The organism is Helicobacter pylori, from assembly GCF_003637665.1.
GTDB lineage: Bacteria > Campylobacterota > Campylobacteria > Campylobacterales > Helicobacteraceae > Helicobacter > Helicobacter pylori_CK.
The window spans coordinates 1-17,075 of the sequence record NZ_MVWR01000003.1 but is presented as its reverse complement, the minus strand read 5'-3'; the positions used below and the strand labels follow the sequence as shown (position 1 = coordinate 17,075).

Annotated in this window: 15 protein-coding genes; 5 read left to right on the top strand and 10 right to left on the bottom strand. The window is 40.8% G+C overall.

The genetic code is table 11. The annotated features are described in order from the left end of the window. Positions 1–159: 159 nt before the first annotated feature. The 4 genes from EAL49_RS02880 to EAL49_RS02865 form a co-directional block, all read right to left on the bottom strand. Entirely contained in the window at positions 160–1,905 is a 1,746-nt protein-coding gene (locus EAL49_RS02880) for a bifunctional metallophosphatase/5'-nucleotidase (RefSeq protein ID WP_120828821.1), read from the bottom strand. A 140-nt stretch (positions 1,906–2,045) separates the two neighbouring features. Continuing rightward, positions 2,046–2,504 (bottom strand): S-ribosylhomocysteine lyase, encoded by a 459-nt coding sequence (locus tag EAL49_RS02875; RefSeq protein WP_162973093.1) that lies wholly within the window; start codon positions 2,502–2,504, stop codon positions 2,046–2,048. Between the two features lie 37 nt (positions 2,505–2,541). Continuing rightward, positions 2,542–3,684 (bottom strand): cystathionine gamma-synthase, encoded by a 1,143-nt coding sequence (locus EAL49_RS02870; RefSeq protein WP_120828819.1) that lies wholly within the window; start codon positions 3,682–3,684, stop codon positions 2,542–2,544. Positions 3,685–3,704: 20 nt separating this feature from the next. Beyond that, a complete protein-coding gene (locus EAL49_RS02865) occupies positions 3,705–4,622 on the bottom strand; it encodes an O-acetylserine-dependent cystathionine beta-synthase (protein ID WP_162973092.1) in 918 nt (305 codons plus the stop codon). 118 nt (positions 4,623–4,740) lie between these two features. Here EAL49_RS02865 and EAL49_RS02860 point away from each other — a divergent pair, with 118 nt between their 5' ends. Continuing rightward, entirely contained in the window at positions 4,741–5,352 is a 612-nt protein-coding gene (locus EAL49_RS02860) for a hypothetical protein (protein WP_205586091.1), read from the top strand. Positions 5,353–5,585: 233 nt separating this feature from the next. Here EAL49_RS02860 and dnaK read toward each other — a convergent pair whose 3' ends face one another. Genes dnaK through EAL49_RS02845 form a run of 3 tightly spaced genes read right to left on the bottom strand, consistent with a single transcriptional unit; the run spans position 5,586 to position 8,882 of the window. Beyond that, on the bottom strand, positions 5,586–7,448 hold the full coding sequence (gene dnaK / locus EAL49_RS02855) for a molecular chaperone DnaK (RefSeq protein WP_120828812.1): 1,863 nt from the start codon (positions 7,446–7,448) through the stop codon (positions 5,586–5,588). 31 nt (positions 7,449–7,479) lie between these two features. Beyond that, on the bottom strand, positions 7,480–8,052 hold the full coding sequence (gene grpE, locus EAL49_RS02850) for a nucleotide exchange factor GrpE (RefSeq protein ID WP_042633142.1): 573 nt from the start codon (positions 8,050–8,052) through the stop codon (positions 7,480–7,482). Further along, positions 8,052–8,882, bottom strand: coding sequence for an HrcA family transcriptional regulator (locus tag EAL49_RS02845; RefSeq protein ID WP_120828810.1), 831 nt, complete (start codon positions 8,880–8,882; stop codon positions 8,052–8,054). The genes grpE and EAL49_RS02845 overlap by 1 nt, the downstream gene beginning before the upstream one ends. 219 nt (positions 8,883–9,101) lie before the next feature. Between EAL49_RS02845 and EAL49_RS02840 the strand changes: the two genes are divergently transcribed. Next, positions 9,102–9,731: a class II aldolase and adducin N-terminal domain-containing protein gene (locus EAL49_RS02840; protein WP_205586093.1), complete on the top strand. Its 630-nt coding sequence runs from the start codon at positions 9,102–9,104 to the stop codon at positions 9,729–9,731. 20 nt (positions 9,732–9,751) lie between these two features. Next, on the top strand, positions 9,752–10,048 hold the full coding sequence (locus tag EAL49_RS02835) for a hypothetical protein (protein WP_120828806.1): 297 nt from the start codon (positions 9,752–9,754) through the stop codon (positions 10,046–10,048). Positions 10,049–10,061: 13 nt separating this feature from the next. Here the strand turns inward: EAL49_RS02835 and EAL49_RS02830 are convergent, their stop codons facing one another. Continuing rightward, positions 10,062–11,945, bottom strand: a complete 1,884-nt coding sequence (locus tag EAL49_RS02830) for a motility associated factor glycosyltransferase family protein (protein WP_162973091.1) — start codon at positions 11,943–11,945, stop codon at positions 10,062–10,064. Between the two features lie 62 nt (positions 11,946–12,007). Beyond that, positions 12,008–13,552, bottom strand: a complete 1,545-nt coding sequence (locus EAL49_RS02825) for a flagellin B (protein WP_000010011.1) — start codon at positions 13,550–13,552, stop codon at positions 12,008–12,010. A gap of 165 nt (positions 13,553–13,717) precedes the next feature. Between EAL49_RS02825 and topA the strand changes: the two genes are divergently transcribed. Both topA and EAL49_RS02815 read left to right on the top strand, forming a co-directional pair. After that, a complete protein-coding gene (gene topA, locus EAL49_RS02820; protein ID WP_120828802.1) occupies positions 13,718–15,928 on the top strand; it encodes a type I DNA topoisomerase in 2,211 nt (736 codons plus the stop codon). Further along, positions 15,921–16,856: a radical SAM protein gene (locus tag EAL49_RS02815; RefSeq protein WP_120828800.1), complete on the top strand. Its 936-nt coding sequence runs from the start codon at positions 15,921–15,923 to the stop codon at positions 16,854–16,856. The genes topA and EAL49_RS02815 overlap by 8 nt, the downstream gene beginning before the upstream one ends. Positions 16,857–16,948: 92 nt before the next feature. Here the strand turns inward: EAL49_RS02815 and EAL49_RS02810 are convergent. Further along, a partial coding sequence (locus EAL49_RS02810) for a DUF874 family protein (RefSeq protein ID WP_120828798.1) occupies positions 16,949–17,075 on the bottom strand: 127 nt, incomplete at its 5' end.

The window sequence follows — 17,075 nt, the reverse complement described above, 5'->3', positions numbered from 1 at the left end:
AAATGCACCCCCCCCCCCCCCGAAAAATGAGTGGCGCTAAATAAAATTAAAACCCGGTGGTTTGAAAACCGCTAATAAAGTGAAAAACCAACAATCTAGAATTATAGAACACCCTTTTTTAAGTTAGGCTTAAAAATAAAATAATAAAAATAAAAAATCTTATTCAACTTCACTTTCCTTAATGGATTTGACATTCAAAGTCCTCCCGTCTTTTGAAGTGGGGATTTTGATGCTCCCTTCTTTTAATTTTTCTGCCAATCTTTCCAACAACGGGTTTTTGAAATCGTAGTTGATGATTTCCCAGTTATGCTCCAATTCAGGGGTTACTTTTGCGTTTTTTTCTTCAGTGATGTATTTAATAATCAAATCCCGTATTTGCCCGTTATCTTGCAATGCATCGTAAGAATCATAATACCTATCAGCGTCCGTAACCAATTTTAAAGTCGTGGATAATGTCCCGAATCGGTAATTGTTGATCGCTAATTTATAGACCGCTTTAGGGTTAATGGGTTTTCCGTTAATTGTCGGATTAATAATCCTTTGCCCGGCGGGTTTGGTAACATCAACTTGGTATTTCACGCCAGAAAACATGTCAAAGTTATAGCCGCGAACATTTTCATTAAAACTGATCGTCAAATCGCCCGGTTGCAACTGGTTGTAAAATTTATATGACCATTCCATGTATTTCAACAGGTTTTCACCCGTGATACGCACTCCAATGAGCGTATTAGCGAACTTGTAAATGTAGGCGACATCTTTCCTTTTGAAAGACCCTTTTTTCAAATTCGCTCCAAAATTGAACAAGGCTGCCGCTGAAACATCGGCTTTTGCGTAATATTTTTGCACTTTGTTGATCAATTCTATCACCGGTGTTTCTTGCAAGGCGGCGGTTGGCATCGTGGTGATTTTTTCTTCTCCTGTGATAAAATCAGGCCTGTCAATGAAGGTTTTTGTCACTTCGCCAACCACTTCATTAGCGTATTCTTTTGATTTTTTATCCACATATTCGTATTTTTTCGCCAATTCTTCATCTTCTGGCGCATCTTTTGTGGGTAAATTTTCAGTCGTTATGGTTTTTTTCTTCGTTTGGGTGTCAAACACCACCACGCCCTTTGCCAGATAAGCCCCATACGCTCCAGGCTCAATGGTATGCACCTTTCCCACTTTGGTGTTATAAACCGCATGCTCATGCCCGGCAAAAATGATGTCAAATTGCGGGAATTTTTTCGCCAAATCCGGTATCCCATCGCCACCTTTCTCGTCTTCTCGCCCCAAGTGAAAAGCGCCAATCAAAATATCATACTTCCCTTTCAGCTCTTTCAAGGTCTTTTTCAACGCTTCTTCAGCGTCCAAAAACTCCAAGCCCGCAAAATGTTCAGGCGTAGAAGCCTCCCAAGTTGGGACATGCGGCACCAAAAACCCCACAACCGCCACCCTCACGCCATCAATTTTTTTAATCACATAAGGTTTTACAAACGGCTTATTGTCCGTAATTTTGATAATATTCGCGTTCACGACATCGCCATTAAACCCCTTAATATTTTTCTCTAAAAAATCTTTACTGAAATTAAACTCGTGATTGCCAAGCACACGAATGTCAAATTTCAAATCGTTTTCGGCTAAAACTAGCGGGTGGATAGGCTCATTATTAAACAACTCCGCGCTATTACCTTGCAATAAATCCCCGCTGTCAATCAAAACCACATTTTTATTTTCAGCCCTCTGCTTTTTGATTAAAGTCGCAATCCTTGTCAAGCCGTTATTGGGTTTTTGCTCCCCCACCGCATAATCATACGAAAAAAGCCGCCCATGAATGTCTGAAGTTTCCAAAAACACGATTTTGACTTCTTTTGCAGATACTGAAAGCGTTAGCGTTAAAAAGATGAATAGAATTAACTTTCTCATTGAAATCCTTCCATAAAAAAATCTTCATAACATTATTTTTACATAAAATTAACGCTGATGCGATGGTTTTGATTGGCACTTAACGCTTATGGGCAAAATGGATAAGGGGACAGGGGGAGTAAAATCATTCCCCCCATTCATTAAACCCCCACTTCAGACCACTCAGCGCGTTTGTCTAAAAAAGTGCGTGCTAAATTCTGTGCACCCTCTAAAGTGTGGTTAGCCGCCCAACCGCATTGCTTTTCATTGCTGGCAGGCACTTCTTTAGCCTTTAACACATCTTGCATCGTCTTTTCTAAAACCTCTAAAATCTCTGTGTAATTGTCATGGTTTAACACCGTGAGATAAAATCCCGTTTGGCAACCCATAGGCGACCAATCCACGACATAATTGGCATGGTTGCGGATAATTTCAGCGACTAAATGCTCTAAAGAGTGTAGGCTTGGCATGTCCATGTGATCTTGGTTGGGCTGCTTGAAGCGTACATCGTATTTGACAATCACATCCCCATTAGCGCCCTTTTTGCGATCAGCGACACGCACATAAGGGGCTTTGACTTTGGTGTGATCCAAATTAAAACTCTCTACATTCATTTTCATGTTTTTAACTCCTTTATTCATAAATTGTAATGAAACTTTAGCTTATTTTAGCGAACGCTTGCTCTAAATCTTCTAACAAATCCTGTTCATGCTCAATCCCCACAGACAAGCGCACCAAGCCATCCCTAATCCCTGCAGCTTCTCGTTGTTCTTTAGGGATACACGCATGGGTCATAAATGCCGGAATCCCCACCAAACTCTCCACCCCTCCCAAACTCTCGCCTAAAATGAATAATTTAAGGCTTTCTACAAAAAGAGTTGCCTCGCTGTCGTTTTTGAGGGTGAAAGAGAGCATTCCGCTAAAGCCACGCATTTGGGCTTTGGCTAGCTCGTAATTAGGGTGGGTGGGCAAGCCCGGGTAATAAACCCTTTCTACTTTAGGGTGTTTTTCTAAAAATTCAGCCACGCAAAGAGCGTTTTTTTGATGGGCTTGCATGCGTAATCCTAGCGTCTTAATCCCTCTTTGCAACAGCCAGCTGTCTTGAGGGCCTAAAACCCCACCGATAGCGTTTTGGAAAAAAGCGATCTCTTGGGCTAGCGCTTCATTATTGGTGGTTACAAGCCCAGCGACGACATCGCTATGCCCGCCTAAGTATTTGGTGCCGCTATGCACCACAATGTCCGCCCCCAAAAGAAGCGGGTTTTGGCAATAGGGGGTGGCAAAGGTGTTATCCACGATAGTGAGCAAACCATGATCTTTAGCGACACCAGCACATTGTGCTAAATCCGTGATTTTAAGCAAGGGGTTACTAGGGGTTTCTAAATAAAGGACTTTGGTGTTTTGCTTGATAGCCTTTTTGATTTGGGATAGATCGCTAGTGTCTATAATGGTGCAAGAAAGCCCGTTTTTGACAAGCACTTTATTAAACAAGCGGAAAGTCCCCCCATAAACATCATCGCCTAATAACACATGATCGCCTGATTGTAAGAGGGAAAAAACGGCGTGGATTCCAGCTAGGCCAGAGGCAAAAGCAAACCCCTTAACCCCCCCCTCTAAATCAGCGATGAGTTCTTCTAAAGCAAAGCGCGTGGGGTTACCTGAGCGAGAGTATTCATAGCCCTTATGGCGGCCTATGGCGTCTTGGCGGTAGGTGGAAGTTTGATAAATAGGCACGCTCACCGCCCCCGTTGTTGCGTCCTCACTAATGCCCCCATGGATTAATTTGGTTTGCATGTGCATGATCTTTCCTTTTGATGAATTTATAAATAAATACCTTTAGAAAGATAACGATCGGCAACATCCGGGAAAATGGTTAAAACCTGGCTGCCTTCGGGGAGGCGTTGCACCTCTTTTAATGCAGCTGCAAAAGCTGTCCCGCTAGAGCTCCCCACTAATAAGCCGTTTTTCTTGGCTAACTTCCTGGTGTAGCTAAAACCCTCTTCATCTGAGATCGTTTCAAAGCCATCAATATCCAAGTTTTCAAAAAAGGGAGGGATGAACTCCACGCCAATACCCTCAATCTCATGAGGCCCAGGCTCGCCCCCATTCAAAATAGAACCCTCCGGCTCCACCCCAATCAAGCGAATCGCAGGAATGCGTTCTTTCAAATACCTAGCCGTGCCTGCAAAAGTGCCTCCACTCCCTATCCCGGCTACAAAGCTCGTAAAATTTGTGCCTAATTCTTGGACAATCTCAGGAGCTAGGGTGTGGTAGTAAGCGGCGGGATTATCAGGGTTTTCAAATTGCAAGGGCAAATAGCTATCAGGGATACTTTCGGCTAACTCTTTACTTTTTTTAATGGCGCCAGAAATCCCCTCGCTAGTAGGCGTGTTGATTACTAAAGCCCCCAAAGCCCTCATGATTTGCTGTTTTTCTGTGCTGAATTTTTCTGGGACAACAAAGATGGTTTTGAGATGGTGCTTGAGCGCAACTAAAGCTAGAGCGATGCCGGTATTGCCTGCAGTAGGCTCAATGATGGTTGTTTTAGAAGTGATTTTGCCCATTCTAAACCCTTCTTCTATAAGGTATTGGCCTAAGCGATCTTTAACGCTCCCTCCTGGGTTTAGATGTTCCAGTTTGGCGTAAATGGCGGAATTTATGGGAATGGGGTAATCCTTGTTAGTGAATTTAAAAACGGGAGTGCGGCCTATGGCGTCTTGCATTGTGGTAAGGATCATTATTCCTCCTATAATAAAGATAACGATAACTCAATTTTAGCGATTATGCCTAAACTCATTAAATGGAGTAAAATTAAGGGTAAAATGTTGGCTTATTAAGATCGATCAAGGAGCTTTCATGAAAACGATAGAATGGAATGAAGAGCAAAGAAAAGCGTTTCAAGACTTGTTAAGAGAATTTGTAGCGCTAATAGACGCTAAAGCGCAAGAAAAAAAACAAACAAGCAGAACTCCAAAAATACCAAAGTATGGTTCATGCCAAAACGGGCTGAACAAGTTTTTAGCGCCATGGGGTTATGCGTGTAGAATCAGTCCTGGCAGCCATGGGCGTTTATCCTATAAGCCATCCATCGCCTTTTGCCGTCAGGATATTTTAGGGGAAGGATTTGTCAATGGTGAAAAACCAACCCCAACAAAAGGTTTTTATATTTGGTTTGCTTACTATTGGTGCGAGCACTATCGCGAGCACGAGAATGTAAAAAAGTTTGATCTTTGCATAGGTCGATCCACAGAGAAAGATGGGGAAAAAGAGTGTCAAAAATGCCTGGCGTATGATAAGATCGTTATTGAAAACGCATGCTATCGAAAGCTCTATGACGATTTAGAATCCGATCTTGAAAGCATTACCGACTATTTTTTACACCTTGTTAATGAATTTAATCAAATCCCCACTGCGTGTTTTGAATTAGAGCCATCTAGCACGCCATTAAGAAATAACTTTATGAAATAACCCCATACCAAAAAGGAACTCTCTCATAAGGGATTTCCCTAAAATCCCACCAATGCTTTTTAAAATAAGTCTTGAAAAGCTATCGCTTGATTAAAACCAAGCTTTGATATTTGGATTAAAAAACGCTTTGAGTGTTTGTTAGATTTTGCAATCAGTATCCCATTGATGAAAATGAGGAAAGCAAGCGGGTTTTGATTAAAACCGCCCGCTTAAAAGAAGTTTTAAAAGCGTTTTTACTCCACTTCCGCATCAATCACATCATCGTCTTTTTTCTTGGGTTGCTCGGCGTTGTTTTTATTCGCCATCGCTTCGCTTAATTTTTGAGCCGCTTGCGCTAATAATTTCGTTTTGTCTTCAAGCTCCGTTTTAGTAGCGTTATCGTTTTTGATGCAATCTTTAAGAGCGTTAATAGCGTTTTGGATCTCGTTAGCGTCGTTTTCATTCAAATTCGTTTTATGCTCATCAAGGCTCTTTTGGGTCTGGTGCGCCAAACTATCGGCATGGTTTCTCGCTTCAATCACTTCTTTTTTCCTAGCGTCTTCTTCTTTGTGCAATTCAGCGTCTTTAACCATTTTTTCAATCTCGCTATCAGACAACCCGCTAGAACCAGAAATTTTAATCTCTTGGCTTTTGCCGGTATTTTTATCTTGCGCTGACACGGTTAAAATCCCGTTAGCGTCAATATCAAAGGTTACTTCAATTTGCGGCACGCCTCTTGGAGCGGGAGCGATGCCTTGCAAATCAAATTTACCCAAAGATTTATTATCTCTTGCCAATTCCCTTTCGCCCTGTAAAACCATGATAGACACAGCGGGCTGGTTGTCTTCAGCGGTTGAGAACACTTGAGATTTTTTCGCCGGAATGGTCGTGCCTCTATCAATCACTTTAGTCATCACGCCCCCTAAAGTTTCAATCCCAAGACTTAAAGGCGTAACGTCTAATAAAAGCACATCTTTCACATCGCCTTTTAACACGCCCCCTTGAATGCTCGCGCCCACCGCTACGACCTCATCAGGATTGACGCTTTTATTCAACTCTTTGTGGATAAACGCTTTCACCCTTTCTTGGACTTTAGGGATACGAGTGGAGCCGCCCACCATCACCACTTCTGAAATCTCATTTTTGGTTAGCCCCGCGTCTTTGATCACGCTTTCAATTTTAGAAATCGTTTCTTCCATGAGATCTTCTGTCAAGCTTTCAAATTTAGCCCTAGTGAGTTTTTTAACCAAGTGTTTGGGCCCGGTAGCGTCTGCGGTGATAAAGGGCAAATTGATTTCAGTCTCCATCGCAGAGCTTAGTTCTTTTTTAGCGTTTTCAGCCGCTTCTTTCAGGCGTTGCAACGCCATCACATCGTTTTTAATTTCAATGCCCGTTTCATTTTTAAACTCACTCGCTAAGAAATCAATCACACGATTGTCAAAATCATCGCCCCCTAAAAACGCATCGCCCCCTGTGGCTAAAACTTCCACGACATTATCGCCTGTTTCTAACACGGTAACATCAAAAGTCCCCCCACCCAAATCATAAACCATGATTTTTTCGCTCTCTTTTTTATCCAAGCCATAAGCTAACGCCGCGCTGGTAGGCTCATTGATGATCCTTAAAACATTAAGCCCTGCAATCGTGCCGGCTTCTTTAGTCGCTTTTCTTTGGCTGTCGTTAAAATAAGCAGGAACGGTGATCACCGCTTCCGTAACGCTCTCGCCTAAATAACTTTCAGCGTCTTCTTTGAGCTTCATTAAAATTTTGGCTGAAATCTCTTGAGGGGTATAAACTTTACCCGAAATTTCAATCGCGCAAGCCCCATTCCTATCCACAATCTTATAAGGCAAGCGCTTTTCGGCTTCTTTAGCCTTATCTTCATTAAACATCAAACCCATGATTCTTTTAATAGAATAAATGGTTTTTTCTGGATTGGTTACCGCTTGTCTTTTGGCGCTCTCGCCCACTAAAATCTCGCCCTTATCCGTAAAGGCTACAATAGAAGGAGTGGTGTTTTTACCCTCTTTATTCGCAATAATCTTTGCTTCATTGCCTTCATACACCGCCATTGCGGAGTTGGTTGTCCCTAAATCAATTCCAATAACTTTTCCCATAGTGTTATCCTTTCTTATTAAAATAAATGTTTTAATCGTTTTTAGCAATGCTCACCATTGCCGGCCTCAAAACCCTACCCTTATACTTGTAACCCTGTTGCAAAACTTGCACGATTTTCCCGTTTTCTTTTTCCTCGCTTTTGACTTGCATGATCGCATTGTGGAAATTAGGATCAAATTCTTCTAAACATTCAATCCCTTCAATGCCATGCCTTGCCAAAACTTCATGCAGCTTTTCCATCGTAAGCTCCAAGCCTTTGGTTAAAGCGCTCTCTTTATCCACTTCTACAGCGCTCTTGTAAGCCCCAAGAAGCGCATCAATCACTGGCAATAGATCCAATGCGATTTTTTCATACGCATACTCTAACGCCATGCTCTTGTCTCTTTCTAAGCGCTTTTTCACGTTTTCAAAATCCGCATGCACTCTTAAGTATTTTTCGTGCATTTCTTTATATTTAAGCTCAAAATCTTCCTTGATCTCGCCTTCTTTTTCGCTCGCTTCTTGCTTTTCTTCATCTTGTTGTTCTTTGCAAGCGCAAGCCTTTTGATAAGACTCTGGCTCTTTTGGGCTTAAATCGTGTTCTTGGTTGTGTTCATCTTTCATTATTCCTCCTTAGAAATCGTTTGAAAAAACCCTTCATAATCGCATTCTAGTTTCCCCACACAAAGCAGTTGCATCCGCTCGTTTTGAAATTCTATGGGGCGTATTACTAGCATGCAATCAGGCTCTATAAAATGCAACCCCTTTTTGAAACGCTCTAAAACCTTACCCCCTAAAATGTCAAAAAATAAAGGGCTGTTTAAAAGCGTTTTTAACCCCATCAGATTAAAGCGTGTGATTTGTGTGTTGGAATACTCCAAACGCTCTAATTGCCTGGCCAAACTCAACGCATTGACAGAAGCAGCGATTAAGCGCACTTCTTTAACGCTCCTGCCCACAAGCTCCAATAAAAACTTTTCCATTTTAACGCTGTAACTCAGCACGCAAGAAAACGCCAAAAAATCTAAAATCAAAAAGCGTTTTTCGCACTCAATGACTCTTTCTAAACGCTCCAAACTAGGTTTTTTTAACAGCACAAAAAGCCCGAAATTTTCACTCGCGCTTTTTAAGCGTTTTTCATTCACCTTTAAAACTTCAAAGCGCAACGACTTGTGCCAATAGTTTTCAAACGCCTTAAAAGTGGGCAATCTAGCGCCGCTAGAATGAGCTTGATAAAGCATGCCCTCTTTAGAAAGGATTTGAAAATAATTCCTGATCGTCGCGCAAGATATTTTCAAGTTTGCCAACTCTTTCAAGCGTTTAGAGCTAATGGGTTCTAAAATCTGCAGATAGGTTTTAACAAACGCATCCAACAAACTCTCTTTTTTATTCAAATCAGAACCTACTTTAATTCTTCTTAACATCATTATTTGAAAAATCTCGTCAATCACCATTCTTGATGAAAGAACCCTCGCATTATAGCGCAAAAAGTTAATAATCTATCACTTGTTTTGAAAAAGTGATAAAAATTACAGGATTTTTCTTTAAAGTTTAGTCTGTATCACTAAATTTATTTACTAGCATTAAATTAGGATTTTTTATAGAATTAATTTAATTTAGATCTATTGGGCAACTGATACCTTTTATTAAAAAAACTTGTTATCATGCTAAACATGAACACACACACAAGAGGCATTGACAGCAATCTGATTCATTCGCTCAAAAGCATTTCATTATCCATGTTTAGAAAGGGTTTTTTTGGGCTTTATCAAGGCTCTATTTCAGCGCGCATTGGCACCAATCAGTTTGTGATCAATAAAAGAAACGCTGTTTTTGATCAATTGAATGAAAACACCTTACTGGTCTTGCATGACAAGATAGATTACCGCTGGAAAGAAGCGAGCCTAGATTCGCCCATTCATGCGAGCGTGTATCGGGAGTTTTTGGACGCTAAATTCATCGCTTACGTGCGCCCTCCTTATAGTTTGGCGTATTCCTTGCGCCACAACCGATTGCTCCCTAGAGATTATTTAGGGTATCGTTCTTTGGGCGAAGAAATTTCCATTTTTAACCCCAAAGACTATGACAGCTGGCAAGAAAGAGCGGATACAGAAATTTTACGCCAACTGCAAGAGAGCAAAAAATATTTTGTTTTCATTAAGGGGTGTGGGATTTTTGCCTACCACAGAGAGCTTTCTAAACTCATGGAAGTTTTTGATTTGATTGAAAACTCATGCAAAGTTTTACGATTGGGCGATTTAATGGATTATTGCTATAATGATGATCCACGATTGAGCGTGTAAAAAGCTAAAAAGGATAAAACATGACCATCAACACCCATTACACCCCTAATTTCACACAGCTCCAAACCTTGAACCATATCAATAATGATGCAACCATAAAGGACAGAAATCAAGTAGAGCAGGATTTACAACAAAGCAATATTCAAGATGGTTTCAGCCAAGATAATACGCCAAACGCCCCTGATTTTGACCGACTACAAGCTTTAAACGCTATCAATAACGACGGCGATATTAAAGATAAATCCCAAGTTGAGAAAAGCCTTGTTGATGGCGGAAATACCCCTGAAATTTATTCCAGCCTAGACACATACGCTTAAAAGGGGGGGGGTTTCACCATTCTTTCAAAGCCATTTTGATCGCTTCTATCACGCAATCCATCCCACCCGCTAAACTAAAAAGCCAGTATTTGTGCGCGTAAATATATTCTAATTGCTTAGCCCTTAATCCGTCTTCATTATCCGTTTTTTTACACACGATTTCAGCGATATGCAATTCCTGGTGGAAAATGTAAGATTGTATCGCATCCATAAAATACGAATTGAATCGCTTGTCGTCAAAAAGCTCTTTAATGTTGTCAATTTCAGCGCTCAAATTTTCTAATTTGTTAAAATCCAACTCTTCTAATTTGTTTTCTTCATGAAGCTTTTCCACTTTTTCTAAAAACTCTGCCACCTTTAAAAACGCTTCTTCAACTTGCGTTTTTTTCTCATTGGCGTATTTGATGATTTCTTCGCATTTTTGCTTGGCGATCTTTAAATTTTTATCTTGCTCTGATTGGGTAGGATAAATAAGATTGATAGGAGTCTTTGGCTTGGATTTGTCTATTTTTTCGCACACTTCTTTAAAAGGCATTTCTTTAGTCCCTTTAATCCTAGCCCCCCCTTCAGTAGCGTTAATGACTTCTAGTTTATAGGGCGTGTTGAAAATATCTTTTTCAAAAAATTCTAAGAAAAGTTTCCACACTAAAGTGGTCTCTACTTCCCCATTACCCCCGTATTTTTCTATAAAAATCTTGTCTTTATCTTTTTTAGGCTTGATCTCTCTATCGCCATAAATCGCCCCACTAGCGTGGCTGTTACCGCTTTGCGAGAAGCTCAAATCTTGCCCGATAAACACACATCTTTTGAAACGAGAATGCACCACTAATTCATACGCCATGTTCGCTGCACTCATGCCTATACCCACATAACCATACTGGTGCAAATCAAAAAGGTTGGTATAGCCAAAGGGGCGGAAACTGAATTGCTTAACCCCCTTTTTAATCGCCCTAATCAATCGTTTATGCACAATGGAAGTCAAAGCAAAAATAACGCCTTCTTGAAAATCTAAGGGGGTTTCTTCATAGAATTTCGCCGTCAAATCCACCCTTTCTAAAGACAGCACAATATCAGGCTTGATACCGGCTTTAGCCAAAATAGGGAAAGAAGCGTCTATGCAAAAAAGCGTCGCATAAGGGGCGATTTCTTTTAAAAGGGGGAGTTGCTTGTTCAAACTGGGCCCAGTTGAAACAATGATAGCGGTGTCTCTGTTTTTTAAAGCATTCACAAAATCCACTAAACTAGGGCTTTTGATGACTTCAGGCAAATTAGCGGCATGCTGTTTGATGCCTATAAGCGCGTCTTTAGCGTCATTGCCTACGCTAATAGCGCCATGCTCTAAAGCGCGGGTGAAATGCTGGTTGATTCCTATCATTTGATGGGAGTATCGTTCATAATAAGCGTTAAAAAGTTTTAAATCATACATTCTTGCGTATAAACGAGACTTTTTATCCATATCAAACAATGAAGCGATCATGTTGTAATTGCAAAAACTTGCATGCAACAAGATCAAACGATTTTCTAAAATCTCAGTGGAAAAATCTAAAAGATTCAACACAATGAAAATAATCTCTATTTCAGGCTCAATAACCACCAAGCGTTTTAAATTTTCATTACCTAAAAGCAAGCGGTAAAACACCCCATTACCCAAGCCAAAATAATACAAATAAGGATAAAGCATGTAAATTTCGCTATTTTTGTATAGCTCTAAGCTTGAATCTAGCGGGCTTTTTTCAAATAAGGGCATGTTTGTTTCTTTATCTAAGAGGTTGAAATTCGCGCTATCATTCCCTAAAAACACTTCGTATTTTTTGTTTTCTTTAATAGCTTTGAGCTTTGCGAATAAAAGAGGGTCTTTTTTGAAAAGAGCTTGTAAGTTTTTTTGATAAATATCCATTATTTTAACTTATAAAAATAGCTTATAAAAAAGGCTAACGCCCCTTTGAATTAAAGGGGCTGTTATTGTAAAAGCCTTAAGACATTCTGTTGCACCGCATTCGCTTGCGCCATAGCAAAACTCCCGCTTTGCGCCAAAATATTGTATTTAGAAAAGTTCGCGCTCTCTTCAGCAAAATCCACATCTCTGATTTGAGATTCAGCCGCTTTAACATTCACTTGGGTTACAGAAATATTGTTAATGGTGGTAACCAATTCCATTTGCACCGAACCCATATCCGAGCGGATCTTGTCTAATTGCGTGCGCGCTGAATCTGCCATGTCCATCACAATCATCGCCCCTTTAAGGCTTGTTACCCCAGCCCCTATACCTTGAGAATTGGTTTCCGCTTGTGCGCCATTAGCGTTCGCTCCGGCTGCTGAAGCCACATTCGCATCAAAAATGCCCCTAACCGCTCTCAAATTCACGGTGTATTCTGCCACCCCTTGAGCGGAATGAAAGCCCACATGGCTAAAATTCACACCGCTCACAATGATGTCTCTAGCGTCGGTTCTGGTCAAGGTTAAGCGCCCAATCACCGCATGCTGTGTCCCAGAAATCCCTGCAAAATTCCCTCCCCCAAAAACCTGACCGCTCGCGCTCGCTGCATGCACAGAAATCGCGCGCCCGTCAATGGAGTGTAAATTAATGCGCCCTTGAATATCCAAGCTCGCTTCCACGCCGGTGCGATCTTTGACGGAGTTAATGGCGTTAGTCAATCTCCCGTCAGCGTCGTTTTTATGCACATCATTCACGGTCCCAATTTCTACGCCATTAATGGTGAGTTCTCTCACGGTTCCTGATTGCACGGGAGTGCCGCCGGTGGCCATGACATTATAAGACGCCCTAACGCCTAAAGTGTTAGAAAAGCGGTTGATGATTTCGCTTAACGCCCCAATCCCAGTGCCAGCGCTTGTAGAAATACGCACGGTTTCAATCTTATAATCGTTCACGCCATTGACTTGTTTGAAATTCAATCCCACTTCAGTCAAGTTTTGCGCCGCCGCACTAGCGAGCATGCCTGCACCGCTAAAAGAAGAGGTTTCCATGCGCACATGCCCAATCTTATCTGAGCTCGTTGAGCCAATGGACGCCTTAACCGTGGTGTTAGAATACGCGCCAATTTGAAATTCTTTGTTAGAAAAACTTCCTGAAAGCATTTGTTGGCCGTTAAAGCTTGTGGTGTTAGCGATATTGTCTAGTTCTTCTAACAACCTTTGAATATCGCTTTGGAGCGCTCTTCGGCTTTCTAAAGTTTGCCCATCTTGAGCGGCTTGAACGGCTTTGGTTTTAATGGTGTCTAAGATTTTGATTTGCTCATCCATCGCTTTATCTGCGGTTTGAACCATACCAATAGCGTCATTAGCGTTGCGGATCGCTTGACCCAAATTCGCGCTTTGACTCCTTAAGCTATCAGCGATCGCCATCCCACTAGAATCATCAGCGGCTTTGTTGATCCTAAGCCCTGAGCTTAACTTTTCAAGCGAGCTTGAAAGGTCTCTGTTGTTTTGAACCCCTACCGCATGAGAAGTTAAAGCGGCGATATTGGTATTTATCCTAAAACTCATGTTTGCATCCTTTGCATAGATATTTGCTGTTAGTCAAGCAAAGGGTGTTCCAACTCTTTGATTTTTAGTGCCGCTATAGTTTTTATGGTTTAATAGGGCGTTTAGTCAAAATTCTATGCTACAATCATTCATTAATAGGTATAAACATTTTATTAAAGGCGTTCCATGAAGCACCTTATTATCGTAGAATCCCCCGCAAAAGCCAAAACCATTAAAAATTTTTTGGATAAAAATTACGAAGTCATCGCCTCTAAAGGGCATGTTAGGGATTTATCCAAATTCGCTTTGGGCATTAAGATTGATGAAACCGGCTTCACTCCTAATTATGTCGTGGATAAAGACCATAAAGAGCTTGTCAAACAGATCATAGAGCTTTCTAAAAAGGCATCTACCACCTACATCGCTACCGATGAAGACAGAGAAGGGGAAGCGATAGGCTATCATGTGGCATGTTTGATTGGAGGGAAATTAGAGAGCTATCCCAGGATTGTTTTTCATGAGATCACGCAAAATGCGATTTTAAACGCTCTAAAAACCCCACGACAAATTGACATGTCTAAGGTCAATGCCCAACAAGCCAGGCGTTTTTTAGATCGGATCGTGGGTTTCAAGCTCAGCTCATTGATTTCATCTAAAATTACTAAAGGTTTGAGCGCTGGGCGGGTGCAGAGTGCTGCATTAAAGCTTGTGATTGATAGAGAAAGGGAAATCAAAGCCTTTAAGCCTTTAACCTACTTCACGCTAGACGCTTACTTTGAGCCAAATTTAGAAGCGCAACTCATCAGCTATAAGGGTAACAAACTCAAAGCCCAAGAGCTGATTGATGGGAAAAAAGCCCAAGAGATTAAAAACGAATTGGAAAAAGAAAGCTACACTATCTCTAGTATCGTTAAAAAATCTAAAAAATCCCCCACACCGCCCCCTTTCATGACTTCCACTTTACAGCAAAGCGCTTCCAGTCTCTTAGGCTTTTCGCCCACAAAAACCATGAGTATCGCTCAAAAATTATATGAAGGCGTAGCCACCCCGCAAGGCGTTATGGGCGTGATCACTTACATGAGGACCGATAGCTTGAATATCGCTAAAGAGGCTTTAGAAGAAGCGAGAAATAAGATTTTAAAAGACTATGGCAAAGACTACCTACCCCCTAAAGCCAAAGTCTATTCCAGCAAGAATAAAAACGCCCAAGAAGCCCATGAAGCGATCAGGCCCACTTCTATTATTTTAGAGCCAAACGCTTTAAAAGACTACCTTAAGCCTGAAGAATTAAAGCTCTATACTTTAATTTATAAACGCTTCTTAGCTTCTCAAATGCAAGACGCTCTTTTTGAAAGCCAAAGCGTGGTTGTGGCTTGCGAAAAAGGCGAGTTTAAAGCGAGTGGCAGAAAACTCCTTTTTGATGGCTATTATAAAATTTTAGGCAATGACGATAAGGACAAATTGCTCCCCAATTTGAAAGAAAATGACCCCATTAAATTAGAAAAATTAGAGAGTAACGCCCATGTTACAGAACCTCCAGCGCGCTATTCAGAAGCGAGTTTGATTAAAGTTTTAGAAAGTTTAGGCATAGGCAGGCCCAGCACCTACGCCCCAACGATTGCACTTTTGCAAAACAGAGACTACATCAAGGTAGAAAAAAAGCAAATCAGCGCTTTAGAGAGCGCTTTTAAGGTGATAGAAATTTTAGAAAAGCATTTTGAAGAAATCGTGGATTCCAAATTCAGCGCTTCTTTAGAAGAGGAATTGGACAATATCGCTCAAAATAAAGCCGACTACCAACAAGTCTTAAAGGACTTTTACTACCCTTTTATGGATAAAATTGAAGCCGGGAAAAAGAATATCATCTCTCAAAAAGTGCATGAAAAAACCGGTCAATCATGCCCTAAATGCGGTGGGGAATTGGTCAAAAAAAATAGCCGTTATGGGGAGTTTATCGCTTGCAACAATTACCCTAAATGCAAATACATCAAACAGACTGAAAACACCAATGATGGAGCCAATCAAGAATTGTGCGAAAAATGCGGAGGGGAAATGGTGCAAAAATTCAGCAGAAACGGGGCGTTTTTGGCTTGCAACAACTACCCTGAATGCAAAAACACCAAATCGTTAAAAAACACCCCTAACGCCAAAGAAACAATAGAAGGCGTGAAATGCCCAGAATGCGGAGGGGATATTGCCTTAAAAAGGAGTAAGAAAGGCTCGTTTTATGGCTGTAACAATTACCCTAAATGCAATTTTTTATCCAACCATAAGCCCATCAACAAGCGTTGCGAGAAATGCCATTATTTAATGAGCGAAAGGATCTATCGCAAAAAAAAGGCGCATGAATGCATCCAATGCAAAGAGCGTGTGTTTTTAGAGGAAGATAATGGCTAAAGAAAATCCGCCTATCGTTTTTGGGCCTGTTTTATCCAGGCGTTTTGGGAAGTCTTTGGGCGTGGATCTATCGCCCTCTAAAAAACAATGCAATTACAATTGCATTTATTGCGAGTTGGGTAAAGCCAAGCCCATTGAACGCATGGAAGAAGTGATAAAAGTGGAAATCTTGATTAACGCCATTCAAAACGCCCTAAACAATCTCACCACCCCCATTGATGTTTTAACCATTACCGCTAATGGCGAACCCACTCTATACCCTCATTTATTAGAGCTTATCCAAAGCATCAAGCCTTTTTTAAAGGGCGTTAAAACTTTGATTTTAAGCAACGGCTCACTCTTTTATGAGCCAAAAGTCCAGCAAGCCTTAAAGGAATTTGACATCGTTAAATTTTCTTTAGACGCTATTGATTTGAAAGCCTTTGAAAGAGTGGATAAGCCCTATTCTAAAGACATTGACAAGATTTTAGAGGGGATTTTGAGCTTTTCTCAAATTTATCAAGGACAACTGGTGGCTGAAGTGCTGTTGATTAAGGGCGTGAATGATAACGCGAACAACTTAAAACGCATCGCTGACTTTTTAAAAAAAATCAATATTGCTAGAGTGGATTTAAGCACCATAGACAGGCCCTCAAGCTTTAAAGCCCCTAAATTAAGCGAAGATGAATTATTAAAATGCTCTTTATTTTTTGAAGGGCTTTGCGTGAGTTTGCCTAAACGATCCACTGCTCAAGCCGATCAAGCCAAAAAATTGATTTCTTGCGGTATAGACGAATTGCTCGCTTTAATTTCTAGGCGCCCTTTAAGCGCAGAAGAAGCCCCCTTAATACTGGATCCTAACGCTTTTAAGCATTTAGAAACTTTATTAAACCATAAGCAAATTACGATTAAAAAAGTCGGCTCTTTGGAGTTTTATTGCGCGTTTTAACTTCCATTTGTAACTTACCAAATAACGCCACAACACCATAAAAAACGATCTCAAAAGCCGACAGATAATTAAAAACTTAATGTTTTTAATCGCTACATCCTTTTACTATAACCATAACCCGCTTTTTCTGCTTTTTTCTCGGTATTAGCAATTACTTTTATTTCTTTATTGACATCAGCAAATATTTTTTGAACGAACAAAAGGCTTTGAGAGGTTGGA